The organism is Candidatus Pelagibacter sp. PS_34, assembly GCF_059417845.1.
This window is the reverse complement of the sequence record NZ_CM182068.1, coordinates 1,173,520-1,187,098: the sequence shown is the minus strand read 5'-3', so window position 1 is coordinate 1,187,098 and position 13,579 is coordinate 1,173,520. Positions and strand designations below refer to the sequence as shown.

General features: G+C 29.4%; 19 protein-coding genes. 11 read left to right on the top strand and 8 right to left on the bottom strand.

Annotation, left to right across the window (positions count from 1 at the left end):
• Nucleotides 1–3 precede the first annotated feature (3 nt).
• From AC5SL3_RS06360 to AC5SL3_RS06335, 6 genes are read right to left on the bottom strand one after another with little or no spacing between them, the layout of a single operon-like run.
• Entirely contained in the window at nt 4–384 is a 381-nt protein-coding gene (locus AC5SL3_RS06360) for a phosphate-starvation-inducible PsiE family protein (protein ID WP_011281610.1), read from the bottom strand.
• Entirely contained in the window at nt 384–842 is a 459-nt protein-coding gene (locus AC5SL3_RS06355; RefSeq protein WP_018413650.1) for a membrane protein, read from the bottom strand. The genes AC5SL3_RS06360 and AC5SL3_RS06355 overlap by 1 nt, the downstream gene beginning before the upstream one ends.
• A gap of 56 nt (nt 843–898) precedes the next feature.
• Nucleotides 899–1,516, bottom strand: a complete 618-nt coding sequence (locus AC5SL3_RS06350) for a DsbA family oxidoreductase (protein ID WP_020168916.1) — start codon at nt 1,514–1,516, stop codon at nt 899–901.
• 4 nt (nt 1,517–1,520) lie between these two features.
• Nucleotides 1,521–2,708 (bottom strand): argininosuccinate synthase, encoded by a 1,188-nt coding sequence (locus AC5SL3_RS06345; protein WP_018413648.1) that lies wholly within the window; start codon nt 2,706–2,708, stop codon nt 1,521–1,523.
• Between the two features lie 4 nt (nt 2,709–2,712).
• Nucleotides 2,713–3,219: an invasion associated locus B family protein gene (locus AC5SL3_RS06340; RefSeq protein WP_011281606.1), complete on the bottom strand. Its 507-nt coding sequence runs from the start codon at nt 3,217–3,219 to the stop codon at nt 2,713–2,715.
• On the bottom strand, nt 3,210–4,247 hold the full coding sequence (locus AC5SL3_RS06335) for an aldo/keto reductase (RefSeq protein WP_011281605.1): 1,038 nt from the start codon (nt 4,245–4,247) through the stop codon (nt 3,210–3,212). The genes AC5SL3_RS06340 and AC5SL3_RS06335 overlap by 10 nt, the downstream gene beginning before the upstream one ends.
• Before the next feature lie 60 nt (nt 4,248–4,307).
• Between AC5SL3_RS06335 and AC5SL3_RS06330 the strand changes: the two genes are divergently transcribed.
• Nucleotides 4,308–5,069: a Bax inhibitor-1/YccA family protein gene (locus AC5SL3_RS06330; protein ID WP_018413646.1), complete on the top strand. Its 762-nt coding sequence runs from the start codon at nt 4,308–4,310 to the stop codon at nt 5,067–5,069.
• A 5-nt stretch (nt 5,070–5,074) separates the two neighbouring features.
• On the opposite strand, the gene AC5SL3_RS06325 is transcribed toward AC5SL3_RS06330, so the two are convergent.
• Together AC5SL3_RS06325 and AC5SL3_RS06320 are read right to left on the bottom strand one after the other, a co-directional pair.
• Nucleotides 5,075–5,419 (bottom strand): DUF2794 domain-containing protein, encoded by a 345-nt coding sequence (locus AC5SL3_RS06325; protein ID WP_011281603.1) that lies wholly within the window; start codon nt 5,417–5,419, stop codon nt 5,075–5,077.
• On the bottom strand, nt 5,412–5,963 hold the full coding sequence (locus AC5SL3_RS06320) for a septation protein A (RefSeq protein ID WP_006997623.1): 552 nt from the start codon (nt 5,961–5,963) through the stop codon (nt 5,412–5,414). Before AC5SL3_RS06320 ends, AC5SL3_RS06325 begins: the two co-directional genes overlap by 8 nt.
• A gap of 78 nt (nt 5,964–6,041) precedes the next feature.
• Between AC5SL3_RS06320 and hspQ the strand changes: the two genes are divergently transcribed.
• The 10 genes from hspQ to AC5SL3_RS06270 all read left to right on the top strand — a co-directional run bounded on the left by hspQ (nt 6,042) and on the right by AC5SL3_RS06270 (nt 13,578).
• Nucleotides 6,042–6,362, top strand: coding sequence for a heat shock protein HspQ (gene hspQ / locus AC5SL3_RS06315; RefSeq protein WP_006997624.1), 321 nt, complete (start codon nt 6,042–6,044; stop codon nt 6,360–6,362).
• 181 nt (nt 6,363–6,543) lie between these two features.
• Nucleotides 6,544–7,254 carry a heme ABC transporter permease CcmC gene (ccmC, locus tag AC5SL3_RS06310; RefSeq protein WP_020168911.1) on the top strand — a complete coding sequence of 237 codons (711 nt, stop codon included), beginning with the start codon at nt 6,544–6,546 and terminating at the stop codon, nt 7,252–7,254.
• Nucleotides 7,251–7,478 carry a heme exporter protein CcmD gene (locus tag AC5SL3_RS06305; RefSeq protein WP_011281601.1) on the top strand — a complete coding sequence of 76 codons (228 nt, stop codon included), beginning with the start codon at nt 7,251–7,253 and terminating at the stop codon, nt 7,476–7,478. Before ccmC ends, AC5SL3_RS06305 begins: the two co-directional genes overlap by 4 nt.
• Nucleotides 7,479–7,488: 10 nt before the next feature.
• The gene (gene ccmE, locus AC5SL3_RS06300; RefSeq protein WP_271481648.1) at nt 7,489–7,908 is read left to right on the top strand and encodes a cytochrome c maturation protein CcmE; all 420 of its coding nucleotides are present in this window, start codon (nt 7,489–7,491) and stop codon (nt 7,906–7,908) included.
• 1 nt (nt 7,909) lies between these two features.
• Nucleotides 7,910–9,787 carry a heme lyase CcmF/NrfE family subunit gene (locus AC5SL3_RS06295; RefSeq protein WP_494577978.1) on the top strand — a complete coding sequence of 626 codons (1,878 nt, stop codon included), beginning with the start codon at nt 7,910–7,912 and terminating at the stop codon, nt 9,785–9,787.
• Nucleotides 9,784–10,305 carry a DsbE family thiol:disulfide interchange protein gene (locus AC5SL3_RS06290; protein WP_494577976.1) on the top strand — a complete coding sequence of 174 codons (522 nt, stop codon included), beginning with the start codon at nt 9,784–9,786 and terminating at the stop codon, nt 10,303–10,305. The genes AC5SL3_RS06295 and AC5SL3_RS06290 overlap by 4 nt, the downstream gene beginning before the upstream one ends.
• Nucleotides 10,302–10,676, top strand: coding sequence for a cytochrome c-type biogenesis protein (locus AC5SL3_RS06285; protein WP_271486052.1), 375 nt, complete (start codon nt 10,302–10,304; stop codon nt 10,674–10,676). The genes AC5SL3_RS06290 and AC5SL3_RS06285 overlap by 4 nt, the downstream gene beginning before the upstream one ends.
• Nucleotides 10,666–11,181, top strand: coding sequence for an acyloxyacyl hydrolase (locus AC5SL3_RS06280; protein WP_271486049.1), 516 nt, complete (start codon nt 10,666–10,668; stop codon nt 11,179–11,181). The genes AC5SL3_RS06285 and AC5SL3_RS06280 overlap by 11 nt, the downstream gene beginning before the upstream one ends.
• Before the next feature lie 8 nt (nt 11,182–11,189).
• Entirely contained in the window at nt 11,190–12,341 is a 1,152-nt protein-coding gene (locus AC5SL3_RS06275; RefSeq protein WP_494577974.1) for an alpha-hydroxy acid oxidase, read from the top strand.
• Between the two features lie 73 nt (nt 12,342–12,414).
• The gene (locus AC5SL3_RS06270) at nt 12,415–13,578 is read left to right on the top strand and encodes a pyridoxal phosphate-dependent aminotransferase (RefSeq protein WP_494577972.1); all 1,164 of its coding nucleotides are present in this window, start codon (nt 12,415–12,417) and stop codon (nt 13,576–13,578) included.
• The last annotated feature ends 1 nt before the right edge of the window (nt 13,579 follow it).

The window sequence follows — 13,579 nt, the reverse complement described above, 5'->3', positions numbered from 1 at the left end:
AAACTATTTAGATTTTCTTTTCTTTAGACCCAATTTATCACTGTGTCTTAATCTTAAAATAACTATTGCAGATGCAATTAGAACTATAGCTATAGCTTCATAGACTAATGCTGATGGATCCATTTCTTTTCCTTGTAATATAATAAATCGTGCGAGAGCAGTGATGGCAATTAAAAGAGGTAAAGTTATACTGATTGATTGTTGATTCCAAAAAACACGAACCATTGCTAAGACCTCTAAATAAAGAAACATTAAAAGTAAATCTGCTAGCATTACAGATTGATTTAGAAACATATTATTAATTTCCATACCAACAGCAATTACAGTGCTCACTAAAATAATGCACATTAGTGCAAGCTGTAAAATTTTTGCTATTTTATCCATTACTTATCTTTACTAAATGGTAGCCATTTTTCAAACACTGATTTTACTGGTCCATCATATGGAATTGAATAAGAGCTAGGGTTTGGACTTGTTAAAATTTCTATTCCCTTAGAAAATACAAAGATGAATACAATTACAAAAACAATAACCATAATCTTAAATGGATCAAAGTTTTTAGTTTTGAATACACTGCTAGATTGCGCCTCTGCTTTATGAAAATGTTTGAATGTCATATAAACTGCAAATATCAATCCAATATGAGCAACGTATAAACCGGCCCAACCAAATACAAAAGTTGTATAAGAAAATATGTATAAACTAAAAACAGTTGTCCAAACGAAACTCAGAACTAATAAAATTTGTAATCTAACAGATCTTGGTAAAGACCTTAGATCATTTTTGCTATCATCAAATAAAATGTTAGCGGCATCTTTCATCCAATTTTTTAGTGCTTCCATATAGCTAGAATAGATATTTATATGTTAAAGGCAAAGGATAAAGTGTCCTTTAATTTTTAGCTTAAATTGGACTTTATTACACTTTCTAAATTTGCAGAGCTTTGGGCGCCTGAAATAAAATCTGTTCCTATTTCAAAGAAGGGTACTCCATTAATTTCTTTCTCTCTTGCGACTGAAATATATGAATTAACTTCTTCAATATTTTTTAAATTAAAAAAATTATTGATTGTATCTCCATTAATATTAAATTCTTTGCCAATATTAATTAAGATTTCTTTATCTCCAATATCAAGACCTTCAATAAAGTATGATTGATATATTTTTTCTTTAATTTCGTTGTGTACATTAGATTGTTCGGCTAATTTTATTAATAAGTGAGAAAATACAGTATTGGGTGTTTTCTTTATCTTATCTAGATTAAAATTAAGATTTTCTTTATTCGCCTCTTCTGTCATTCGATCATACATTGGTTGAGCAAAATCTTTTCCACCAAACTTTATTTCTAAGTACTTGTTTCTTTCAATTCCTTCTTTAGGCATGTCAGTATTTAGTTGAAATGGAACATGCTCTATCTCAAACTTAGTTTCAGGAAAATTTTTTAATGCTTTATTTAATCTTGTTTGACCAATAAAACACCACCCACAAATTGTGTCAGCAAATACTTTTATTTTCATTAATTTATGAACGAAGCTTTTGTTTATGAAAGTTAATAAATCTTTCTACATTTGATTTATTAAAGGTTTTATTTTCTTCAAAAGAAACTTTTTTCATTGAGTAAGCATTACTTTTTGTCTGTCTAGACATTATAGTGATATTGCCTTTGTATAATTTAAGCTTAACAGAGCCATTAACTTTATTCTTTTTAAGATCGACAATTTTTTGAAGTTTAAATCTTGCTTTTGAGTACCAGTAACCATTGTAAATAAGTTCAGCATATTTAGGCATAATTTCATCTTTTTTATGCATAGTTTCTTTGTCCAAAGTAACAGACTCAATTGCTCTGTGCGCTGACATTAAAAGTGTTCCACCAGGCGTTTCATAAACACCTCTAGATTTAATCCCAATAAATCTGTTTTCAACTAAATCAACTCTACCTATTCCATTTTTGCCGGCAACATTATTAAGTTTTTCTAACAAATTTCCAGGCGATAGTTTTTTACCATTAACAGTTATGGGGTCTCCATTTTTAAATCCTATAGTTACAAATGAAGCTTTGTTAGGTGCTTTTTCAGGAGATACTGTTCTTTGAAAAAGAAACTCAGGAGCTGAATTTTTTGGGTTTTCTAAAACCTTACCCTCAGTTGATGTGTGGTATAAATTATCATCAATAGAGAAAGGAGGAGCACCTTTTTTATCTGTTGGAATTGGAATATTGTTTTTTTTTGCATATTTAATTAAATCTGTTCTAGAGTTTAATTTCCATATTCTCCATGGTGCAATAATTTTTACTTTTGGACCAAAGTAATGATATCCTAATTCAAATCTCACTTGATCATTTCCTTTGCCAGTTGAACCATGAGAAACTGCATAAGCTCCAAATTTTTTAGCGGCAGCAATTTGACGTTTTGCAATTAAAGGTCTTGCAATTGAAGTACCCAATAAATAAACACCTTCATAAATTGCATGCCCTCTAATCATTGGAAAGACATAGTCTTTTACAAATGTATCTTTTAAATCTTCAATAATGATATTTTTAACACCTAGTCTTTTGGCATTTTTTATAATTTTTTTTCTATCAATTTCTTGCCCAACATCTGCAGTATAACAAATAACTTCTGCATCATAATTTTCTTGAAGCCATTTTAAAATAATAGAAGTGTCTAGTCCGCCAGAATATGCGAGTACAATTTTCTTTTTAGATTTCATTTAATTAACTGCAGCTAGTTTTTGCAGCATTATAGGCTTTCGTAAATCCTAACAATGAATAATGGTCTATAGTTTGAGAGCCTTTTTGATTATGACCAGTGATCATAATTCTTGATCCTTTCTTCATGGTCTTAATCATTTTGTTTTCAAGTTTGTTATCAGCAATCCAAGCAAAACCTTCTTGAGCAATATCAAATTTGTATTTAGATTTACCTGAAGTAGCTATAATTGAGTTTTGATTATTAAATTCATAGCCACCAGTAACGCTTATTTCATCATTTATTTTTTCGGCAGGTCTAAATGAAACAAACATTCTTGCTTCTCTAGGGTTAGATTTTGGGGCCTGCAACACAGGAACTGATTGAGCAAAACAAACTTTACCGGTTTGTTCAGTTATAATAATTGTTTCCCAGTCTTTAAATTTACCAACTTTTTTTACTTCTTGTGAATTTACGCTAACAGCAAATAAGCTTACAAGAATTAGAATTATAAAATTTTTAATTATGGACATGGGTTAGGGTAAATTTTTTGTACTTCATTTATTTCTTTAATTACGTCTTCACTTAAATCTATACCTATACTTTCTATATTAGTTTTCAACTGTTCCATTGTCGTTGCACCAATGATAACCGATGTTACAAACGGCTGAATTTCTAAAAATTTTAAAGACATTTGAGCTAAATCCAGATTGTGTTTCTTTGATATTTCATAATATAATTCAATAGCTTTTTCAGCATTTTGATTATTATATCTAGACCAAAAATCACCATCTCTTTCCATTCTAGAATTTTTTGGCAATTGTTTATTTCTGTATTTTCCAGATAAATAACCACACGCGAGAGGAGAGTAAGCTAGCAATCCGGCTTGCTCCCTAATAGACATTTCTGCAAGTCCAATTTCATAAGTTCTATTTAATAAATTATAAGGATTTTGAACTGAAAGCATTCTTGGTAAATTTTTATCTTTTGAAAGCTCTAAATATTTAGATAATCCCCACGGTGTTTCATTCGATACACCAACGTATTTAATTTTTCCTTGATCAATAAATTTTTTTAAATTTCCTAGAATATCTTCAAACCTAGTCCACTCATTGCTATCATCATGTTCATAACCTAGTTTGCCAAAAAAATTTGTTTTTCTTTCTGGCCAATGTAATTGGTACAAATCAATACAATCCGTTTTTAATCTTTTTAAACTTCCTTCAAGTGCTTCTGTAATATTCTTTTCTCCAAATTGATTTCCACCACCTCTTACATACTCTCTCATTGGGCCACAAACTTTTGAAGCTAAAATTACTTTGTCTCTCTTTTTTGTTTTTTCAAACCAATTACCAATAATAGTCTCAGTATGACCAAACGTTTCTTGTCTTGGTGGAACAGAATAAATTTCCGCAGTGTCCCAAAAGTTTACACCCTGATCTAAAGCATAATCCATCTGCTCAAAACCTTCATTTTGGGTATTTTGTTCACCCCAAGTCATAGTACCGAGACAAATAGTGCTTACTTTTAAATCTGTATTTCCTAATTTTTTATAATTCATAATTATTTAATCTTATTAAGACATCTTGAAATAATAGTAAAAGGCTATTATATATGTGTCATGGAATTCAATAAGCAAAACATATTAAATAAAGTAAAAGAAGCTCAGCAATCAACAGTAGTAATGGATGAGGGCTTAAGAGCCTACATGCTAAAAGTCTACAACTACATGGCTTCTGGTATTTTGTTAACAGGACTTATATCTTTAATATTTTTCAAACTATCTGTAGTAACAGATGCTAATGGATCAATTACAGCATTAACAAGCTTAGGAAATACAATATTTCTTTCAGGTTTTAAATGGATTGTAATGCTTGCTCCACTTGGAGTAGTTTTTTACATGAGTGCTAGAATTAATAAAATGACAGCTTCAACTGCTCAAACAACTTTTTGGGTTTTTGCGTCTTTAATGGGGTTATCACTATCCTCAATATTCTTAGTTTATACTGGAGCGAGTATCACTAGAGTATTCTTTATTACCTCTATTACTTTTGGTGCAATGAGTTTGTATGGTTACACAACTAAAAGAGATCTTACAAAATTAGGATCATTTTTAATGATGGGCTTAATTGGAATTATTGTTGCATCAGTTGTTAACATGTTCTTAAAATCTTCAATGATGGATTTTGTAATCTCAATTCTAGGTGTTTTAATTTTTGTAGGTCTTACTGCTTATGACACTCAAAAAATTAAAAACATGTATGTATCAAGCGATACGGGTGAGTTGATGGGTAAAAAAGCTGTAATGGGTGCTTTAACTCTTTACCTAGACTTTATAAATTTGTTTATAATGTTGTTAAGATTATTTGGTCAAAGACGATAGTCTTTTTATTTCTTAAGGTTCTTCCAATTAGTATTTTTAAGTAAAATTTCTAGATCAAAGGAATTTTTTAAAACTTTCCCATTAGAATCTGTAATTAAATACTTTAAATTTTTATTGCTAGGTTTAAAGTTTTTACAAATTTTATACAAAGCATTCTCTGCTGCATTTTTAAAGACACTAAAACTAACCTGCCTGTTAGAAATGTTTAGACCATAGTCTTTCCATGATCCTTCAGAGACCATTTTTGCATATAGATCTAAAATGATTTTAAGTTCATTTTTTTCAAAAAATTGTCTTTCTTCTATTTGTTTGTGAGGATTATTTACAACTAGCTTTAAGTTTCTATTCATCAAGCTTGTATTTATTAATCAATGATATTTGAAATGCTGTAAAGACAAGGGTTATTGGTAACATGCCCCATACCTTAAAATTAACCCAAAACTCTTCTGTTTGCGTTCTCCAGACACATTCATTAAGGATTGCAAGGAAGAAGAAAAAGTACATCCATCTTTTGTTTAATAATTCCCAACCCATATCAGTTAGAGCAATTGACTTACCCATAATCTTTTTAAGGACAGGTTCTTTTGTAAAATATTTTCCAAAATATAAAGCAAGGGCAAATAAAATATTAATGATCGTTGGCTTTACATAAATAAAAACTGGATCATCAAAATAAATTGTTAGACCCCCAAAAAATGTAATTAAGATACCACTTATTAATGGCATCATAGGTATTTTTTTTTCAAAAAACCAAACAACAGCTAGCGCAGTTAATGTTGCAACTATGAGTGGAGGAATCGCAACTGCTAGATTCTTATCATTATTATAATAATAATAAAAAAAAATGGCTAAAGGCCCAAAGTCAGTTGCAAATTTAAGAAAAGATTTATTCACTTGACAGATATTAACATAATAAAAAAAATATAAATGTTTTTTATTGATTTTTGTTCTTAAACCCCCATATTAATAGTAATGGCAATTCAAAAAGCAAAATTTTCAATAGGAGACATTGTAAAACATAAACACTTTGAGTTCAGAGGTGTAATTTATGATGTTGATTTCGAATTTAATAATTCTGAAGAATGGTATCAATCTATTCCAAAGAATGTTCGTCCTAGAAAAGATCAGCCTTTTTATCATTTGTTAGCCGAAAATGATGAAATTACATATGAAGCATATGTTTCAGAACAAAATCTATTAATGGACGACTCAGAAGATCCAATTAAACATCCTTTAATTGAAGAGATTTTTTCTGGCAAAAGAGGCTCTAGCTACTTTAAGCCCTCTAATTAATTCTTTTTTTAAACACAATTAATTCAAATCTTCGACATATATAGTTGCTATCTATATTTATGTTCTGATCAAGAGTGTTAAATAACGTTTTTATCATTATTGACTCCCTCTGCATTCTTGATCAGGATGATCTTCCATAAAAAAAATTAAATTATCTTTTTTTAATATATATAATTTAAAAATGTTTAAATATTTTGAACCTAATAAAATTTTTGCAATAACCTCTAAAGCACCAAAGTACGTTTTATTTTTATTTATTATTGTCTTAACAATCGGTTTAACAGAAGCGCTTATACTTTCACCTGAAGATTATAAACAAAGTGATGCAGTAAGAATTATGTATGTTCATGTGCCAGCTGCATGGATATCACTTGGAATATTTACAAGTTTAGCTTTTTTGTCTGTTGGAAGTTTTGTTTTTAAAAATAAAAATTTTGCATTAATTGCTAAAAGTTTAGCACCTTCTGGATTCATCTTTAATATTATAGCATTAGTTACAGGATCAATTTGGGGAAAACCAACTTGGGGTACTTGGTGGGCTTGGGATGCAAGAATAACTTCTATGTTAATTTTAGCTTTGTTTTATGGAATGTATTTATTGGCTTGGAGAATTTATGAGGACAAAGAACAAGTAATAAAGGTTACGTCTTTAATTGCAATTTTAGGAGTGGTAAATGTTCCCATCATTAAATTTTCTGTAGACTGGTGGAACACGTTACATCAACCAGCTTCAATTAATATTTTATCAACCAACACAGCAATTCACCCATCAATGTTAGTCCCATTGGGTATTATGACTGCGGCATTTGCTCTTTTTTCATTACTCATTTTTTTGATGAAATATAATACCGAACTGATAAAAGTTAAAAATAAAGGATTAGATAGATTATGATAAATGAAATAATTTCAATGAATGGATATGGAGCTTACGTTTGGTCAGCTTTTTCATTTACATTGATTAGTTTTACAGCCCTGTACTTTGTAACTAAATTACAACTTTCAAAAGAGCAAAAAAGATTTGCTTCTAAATTTGGTTCTCTAAATGTTGAGAAAGCTAGAGCTGCAAGATCACAAAATATTAATAGAGAAATATTATCCAATACATCAAATATTTAACTAATAAACCATGTATGGTAAAAAGGTTAAATTACGATTTATATTCTTAGCTTTAATCTTAGCCTCAGTAATTTTAACAGTTTTTTTAGTTTTACAATCATTAAAAGAAAACGTTGTATATTTTCAGTCTCCGTCTGAAATAAAATCTTTAATAGAATTAAATAAAAAAAAAATAAGAGTGGGTGGGATGGTTAAAGAACAATCAATTTTTATAGATTCTGATAAAGTTAATTTTGTTATTACTGACTTTCAAAATGAAATTAATGTTGTCTATACAGGGGCAGTCCCCAATTTATTTGCCGAAGGAAAAGGAGTAGTTGCTGAAGGTTTTTTAAAAGATAAGAATTATTTTACAGCTACTAAAATTTTAGCAAAACATGATGAAAATTATATGCCCCCAGAAGTTAAAGAAGCCTTAGGAGATAAATAAATTGCTAGCTAATCAGATAGGTTATTATTCTTTAATTTTAGGGTTGTTACTTTCGGTATTGCTTTGTGGAGTTTCGATTAAAGACTTTAATAAAACTAATAAGCAAATTAACCAAACTATATTATCTCTATCATTTCTACAGTTAGTTTTTGTAATTGTGAGTTTTTTGAGTTTGATTATATCTTTTATAAATTCAGATTTTAGTAATGAGACAGTTTTTAATAATTCTCACACAACTAAACCATTATTCTATAAAATCTCAGGAACTTGGGGAAACCATGAGGGAAGTTTATTGTTATGGTTGTTAGTATTAACTTTGTTTATTTTTTTGTTTTTAATTAAATCAAGAGAGCAGCCTAAAAAATATAGAATTTTAACTTTATTATTTCAGCAAATAATAATTATTGGGTTTTTCTTATTTGTATTAATGACATCTAATCCTTTTAATTATTTATTTCCAATTCCCAATGAAGGTCTTGGTCTTAACCCAATTTTACAAGATCCAGCTTTGGCAATTCATCCCCCAATTTTATATTTAGGGTATGTTGGTACCTCTATAATATTTTCATCATCCCTTGCTGCAGTTACACAAAATTATGTCACCAAAGAATGGGGGCAGCATATTAAAAAATGGGTTTTAGTTTCTTGGATTTTTCTAACTATTGGAATTATGCTTGGATCAATTTGGGCATATTACGAACTAGGATGGGGAGGTTTTTGGTTTTGGGACCCAGTTGAAAATGTTTCTTTAATGCCATGGCTAACACTAACAGCATTGTTGCATTGCATTGTAGTGTTAGAAAGAAGAGCATCACTAACATCTTGGGTGGTTATACTGTCTATTACAACATTTACCCTAAGTATGTGTGGAACTTTTTTAGTAAGATCCGGAATATTAAATTCTGTACATACATTTGCTAATGACCCTGCAAGAGGTATTTTTATATTAATATTTCTATTTGCACTAATTGTCTTATCGTTAGGAATATTTTTTATATTTCACAAAGAAAATAATAAAAGCTCAAATAATTTTTTTTGGCTTAGTAGAGAAACTTCTATCTTAATAAACAATTGGTTTATGATGTATTTTTTAGCTGTTGTTTTAATAGGTACGGTATATCCAATTTTTCTAGATGTAATATCTAGTGAAAAAATATCAGTAGGGCCTCCTTTTTATCATAAATTAATTGTTCCTTTTTTAATACCATTTCTATTATTCATGTCTCTTGGACCAAGACTTAAATGGATTAAATCAAAAATTGAAAATAAGAACTCACTAATTATCACATTTATAATTTCAGTAATGTTAACCTTTTTTATTATAAAAAATTTAACTGCTGACTTACTTTTTTATACAGTTTTAATTTCAGCTGCTTTTTTTCTTTTCTTTACAACTTTAAAAGAATTATTTATTAAAAAATTTAATAATATTTCTCAAACTGTTTCACACTTTGGTTTTAGTTTATTAATATTAAGCATTCTATTTAATAGTATTTTATCCTCAGAAATTATAACCAACATAAAAATTGGTGAAAGATATGATTATAATAAAGGTGAAATTTTTTTTAAAAAGGTAGAAGAAAGAAAAGAAAGTAATTTTAACTCCATCATTGCCTCTTTTGAAATAAAAGACAAAAATGGCAAAACTATAGAATTAAAACCTGAGATTAGAATTTATAATCAGCCTATAATTATTACTAGTGAAGCAGATATAAGAACAACACTATTAGAGGATAAGTTTTTAGTAATGAACCTTGTAAAGGGTAATGAATATTTTAATATTAGATATCAAATAAAACCATTTATGGTTTGGATATGGGTATCAGTTTTATTGTTAAGTCTTGGTGGATTAATGAGTTTATTTAAAAAGGAGATATGAAAAATAAGTTTAGCTTATTTGTTGTAGTTATTTTTTTAAGCTTTTGTTTTGTTATTTTTTATAAAGGATTAAATACTCCAAATAACTACACACCCAAGGTTAATGAGAAAAAAAATATCCCAACCTTTAAAGCAAAAGACTTTTATTCAAACAATTATGTAAATTCAGAGAAAATTTTTGAAGAGAACATCTTTTATATTGTAAATATTTGGGCTTCCTGGTGTGTACCTTGCAGAACAGAACACCCCTTATTAATGCAACTAAGTAAAAACCAATCAATTAAACTAATTGGATTAAATTATAGGGACAATTTTAATAATGCAAAAAAATTTATCAATGACCTTGGCAATCCATATTCAAGAATTTTAATTGATAAAGATGGAACTCTAGGAGTTGAATTTGGAGCTTATGGAGTTCCAGAAACTTTTTTAATAGATAAAAATAAAAATATAATCAAAAAATTTATTGGTCCAATCAATCAAGAAATTGTTAATGAAATTAAATTAATTATTAAATGAAAGTATTAAAAATATTTATAATCTTATTTGTAGTTGCAAACTTTTCAGAGTTAAAATCAGCTGAAACAAATGATATTTTAAAAAATAAAATTTTAAAGAATATTCGTTGTTTAATTTGTCAAGGTCAGTCAGTATACGATTCTGAATCTGAGTTTGCTTCTAGTATTAAATTAATTGTTGATAGAAAAATTAACGAAGGATTAAAAGAAAAACAAATATATCAATTTTTAAGAGAAAAGTATGGTGATTGGGTGATTTTTGATCCTCAATTAAACAAAAACACTTATGTTTTATGGTTATTACCATTATTGTTATTTTTCTTTGGTGGTGCGATACTGTATAAAAAAATTCAAAAAAAAAATGAAAAATAACTTTTATATTAAAATTTTATCAGCAGTAATTTTAACACTATTTTCTTTGACTGTTAGTGCTGAGGAAAATGTTAGTGAGCATCAATATAATTTTTATACTGGCAATTTTGATTTCAGTGATGATAAACAAAAAGCTATCCTTGTTGGGTTTCAACACCAAAATGAAAATTTAGAAAGAAATACTTTCCTTGGAAATGCATCTCCTATTACGGGAGGATTTATAACTGAAAACTCAGCTGCTTATGTGTATACAGGCGTTGAATGGAACTACGCAATGGGAGACAAAATTAAATTTACTCCAAGTTTTGCTCCAGGATTTTACCATGAAGGTGATGGTAAGGACTTAGGTCATGCTTTAGAGTTTAAAACTGAGGTGCAATTGTCTTATGCAATTTCAGAAAGTACAAATTTCGGAATGTCATATAATCATATATCAAATGCAAGTTTAGGAGATAAAAATCCTGGTGCCAATAGTTATATGTTTAATCTTCTTAAGAATTTTTAATTTTAGTTATGAACTTAAAGAATTGTCATAATTTTAATGACTTTCGAAAATTAGCAAAAAAAAGATTACCTTCTCCAATTTTTCACTACATTGATGGCGGTGCAGATGATGAAAAAACCTTAAAAAGAAATACAGATTCTTTCGATGATTGTGATTTAATTCCAAATATTCTTGCTAGTGTTGGTAAACCAGATCTTTCAACGACTGTTTTTGGAAAAAAAATTGATATGCCAATCTTTCTTTCACCAACTGCAATGCAAAGACTCTACCATCATGAAGGTGACAAAGCCTCAGCAAGAGCTGCTGAAAAATTTGGGACCTTTTATAGTATGTCTTCAATGGCCAATAATACTATTGAAGAAGTTGCTGATATTTCAAATGGACCAAAGTTATTTCAATTATATGTTCACAAAGATCAATCAATTACTGACGATCTAATAGATAGATGCAAAGTGTCTGGTTTTAATGGTATGTGTTTGACAGTTGATACATTAGTTGCTGGAAACAGAGAAAGAGATCACAGAACTGGTTTTACTACTCCTCCAAAATTGACACTTCAAAGCTTAATGAGTTTTGCCATGCGACCTGAATGGGTATTTAATTATTTTACTCATAAAAAATTTGAATTATCCAATGTTAAAAATAAAACAGATAAAGGAACCAATATTTCAAAATCAGTCATCGAATATATTAATGAACAATATGATCCGGCCATGAATTGGAAGGATGCAGAATATTGTGTAAAAAGATGGAATGGCCCATTTGCACTTAAAGGTGTGATGTCAATTGAAGATGCAAAAAGAGCAATAGATATAGGCTGTACGGCTATTATGATTTCAAATCATGGGGGCAGACAATTAGATGGCTCAAGATCACCCTTTGATCAAGTTAATGCAATTAGAGAAGCTGTAGGGGATAAATTAGAAATTATTTTAGATGGCGGAGTAAGACGTGGAACTCATGTTTTAAAAGCTTTAGCAGCTGGTGCAACAGCATGCAGCTTTGGGAAAATGTTTTTATTTGCTTTAAGTGCTGGGGGTCAACCAGGTGTGGAACGTCTATTGCAAAACATGCATGATGAAATCAATAGAAATATGGTATTAATGGGTTGTAAGACCTTGAAAGAATTAGACGCGTCAAAATTAGTTTATAGAAAATAGTTTTTACTTATCAAAATTATATATATAAAAAATAAATTAAATTATAAATTATTAACACTAGAATTTAATTATTATGAAATTAGCAAAAAATTTACAAAGACTAGGAACAGAATCTGCATTTAGTGTTTTAGCTGAAGCAAAAAAATTAGAAGCACAAGGCAAACCAATGATCCACTTAGGTTTAGGTCAGCCTGATTTTAAGACACCCCAACACGTAGTAGATGCTGCAAAAAAAGCATTAGATGAAGGTCATCATGGATATGTTTTATCAAATGGAATTTTAGAGTGCAGACAAGCTGTTACTAAAAAAATTAAAAAACTTTACAATAAGGATATTGATCCTGAAAGAGTATTGATAATGCCAGGTGGGAAACCAACAATGTATTATGCTATACAATGTTTTGGTGAACCAGGTGCGGAAATTATACATCCAACACCAGCATTCCCAATATATGAGTCAATGATTAATTATACAGGTTCAACAGCAGTTCCTTATGACTTAACAGAAGATAAAGATTTAAAATTTGATCCAGAAAAAATTCTATCTTTAATTACAGATAAAACTAGATTGCTAATATTAATTAACCCGAATAATCCAACGGGAAGTTTTGTTGAAAAATCTGCAATAGATGTTTTAGCAGAAGGGTTAAAAAAACATCCTCATGTAGCAATCCTTAGCGATGAAATTTATAGTAGACAAATTTATGATGGAAAGGAAATGCCAACATTTTTTAATTACCCCGATCTGCAAGATAGATTAATCGTTTTAGATGGTTGGAGCAAAGCTTACGCCATGACGGGTTGGAGAATGGGATGGAGTGTGTGGCCAGAAGAATTAATACCACATGTAAACAGACTAATTATTAATAGTGTTTCATGTGTTAATGCTCCCTCACAGTTTGCAGGAATTGCAGCTTTAGATGGACCAGATGATGCAATCCATGAAATGATGGTAAAATTTGATCAAAGAAGGAAATTGATTTACGAAGGTTTAAATAGTTTACCAGGTGTGGAATGCAGTTTACCAGGAGGAGCCTTTTATGCATTTCCTAAAGTTATTGGAACAGGAATGAATGGTTCAGAATTTGCAAAAAAATGTATGCATGAAGCAGGGGTAGCAATAGTTCCAGGAACAGCTTTTGGTAAAACTTGCCAAGATTACGTAAGATTTAGCTATGCAGCTTCACAAGACAACATATCTAACGCATTGGAAAATATCAAAAAAATGCTAGGCTAAG

Coding starts and splice junctions, on each gene's coding strand:
- AC5SL3_RS06360 (WP_011281610.1), bottom strand. CDS start 384: ATGGATAAAATAGCAAAAATTTTACAGCTTGCACTAATGTGCATTATT.
- AC5SL3_RS06355 (WP_018413650.1), bottom strand. CDS start 842: ATGGAAGCACTAAAAAATTGGATGAAAGATGCCGCTAACATTTTATTT.
- AC5SL3_RS06350 (WP_020168916.1), bottom strand. CDS start 1,516: ATGAAAATAAAAGTATTTGCTGACACAATTTGTGGGTGGTGTTTTATT.
- AC5SL3_RS06345 (WP_018413648.1), bottom strand. CDS start 2,708: ATGAAATCTAAAAAGAAAATTGTACTCGCATATTCTGGCGGACTAGAC.
- AC5SL3_RS06340 (WP_011281606.1), bottom strand. CDS start 3,219: ATGTCCATAATTAAAAATTTTATAATTCTAATTCTTGTAAGCTTATTT.
- AC5SL3_RS06335 (WP_011281605.1), bottom strand. CDS start 4,247: ATGAATTATAAAAAATTAGGAAATACAGATTTAAAAGTAAGCACTATT.
- AC5SL3_RS06330 (WP_018413646.1), top strand. CDS start 4,308: ATGGAATTCAATAAGCAAAACATATTAAATAAAGTAAAAGAAGCTCAG.
- AC5SL3_RS06325 (WP_011281603.1), bottom strand. CDS start 5,419: ATGAATAGAAACTTAAAGCTAGTTGTAAATAATCCTCACAAACAAATA.
- hspQ (WP_006997624.1), top strand. CDS start 6,042: ATGGCAATTCAAAAAGCAAAATTTTCAATAGGAGACATTGTAAAACAT.
- ccmC (WP_020168911.1), top strand. CDS start 6,544: ATGTTTAAATATTTTGAACCTAATAAAATTTTTGCAATAACCTCTAAA.
- AC5SL3_RS06305 (WP_011281601.1), top strand. CDS start 7,251: ATGATAAATGAAATAATTTCAATGAATGGATATGGAGCTTACGTTTGG.
- ccmE (WP_271481648.1), top strand. CDS start 7,489: ATGTATGGTAAAAAGGTTAAATTACGATTTATATTCTTAGCTTTAATC.
- AC5SL3_RS06290 (WP_494577976.1), top strand. CDS start 9,784: ATGAAAAATAAGTTTAGCTTATTTGTTGTAGTTATTTTTTTAAGCTTT.
- AC5SL3_RS06285 (WP_271486052.1), top strand. CDS start 10,302: ATGAAAGTATTAAAAATATTTATAATCTTATTTGTAGTTGCAAACTTT.
- AC5SL3_RS06280 (WP_271486049.1), top strand. CDS start 10,666: ATGAAAAATAACTTTTATATTAAAATTTTATCAGCAGTAATTTTAACA.
- AC5SL3_RS06275 (WP_494577974.1), top strand. CDS start 11,190: ATGAACTTAAAGAATTGTCATAATTTTAATGACTTTCGAAAATTAGCA.
- AC5SL3_RS06270 (WP_494577972.1), top strand. CDS start 12,415: ATGAAATTAGCAAAAAATTTACAAAGACTAGGAACAGAATCTGCATTT.